This window comes from Liquorilactobacillus satsumensis DSM 16230 = JCM 12392, assembly GCF_001435195.1.
GTDB lineage: Bacteria > Bacillota > Bacilli > Lactobacillales > Lactobacillaceae > Liquorilactobacillus > Liquorilactobacillus satsumensis.
Map to the genome: position 1 here is coordinate 1 of NZ_AZFQ01000038.1, position 306 is coordinate 306.

A 306-nucleotide genomic window follows, 5' to 3' on the forward strand; every position below is an offset into this window, starting at 1 on the left:
TAAGGTCGCTACAGTTTCGGCAACCAATGCAGAAAAAACAGGTTCAGTTGTTCTGACCAAGACTGATGGAGATACTGGAAAGGCACTTGCTGGGGCAACGTTTGATCTGTACAAAGCAGATGGTACAAAAGTTGCCAGTGGCTTAACCACCGATGCAGCTGGACAGGTCAAAGTAGGCAGTCTGAAATCAGGAGACTACTACTTCAAGGAAACAAGTGCTCCTGCAGGTTACGAGTTAAACGATGCCAAATTGAACTTCACAGTTGAACTACAAACAACAGTTAAGGTCGCTACAGTTTCGGCAAC

Annotated in this window: 1 protein-coding gene; it reads left to right on the forward strand. The window is 45.4% G+C overall.

Features of this window, described 5'->3' with window-relative positions:
• Positions 1 to 306, forward strand: a 306-nt coding sequence (locus FD50_RS12810) for a prealbumin-like fold domain-containing protein (RefSeq protein WP_268872009.1), incomplete at both ends; no start/stop codon positions are given.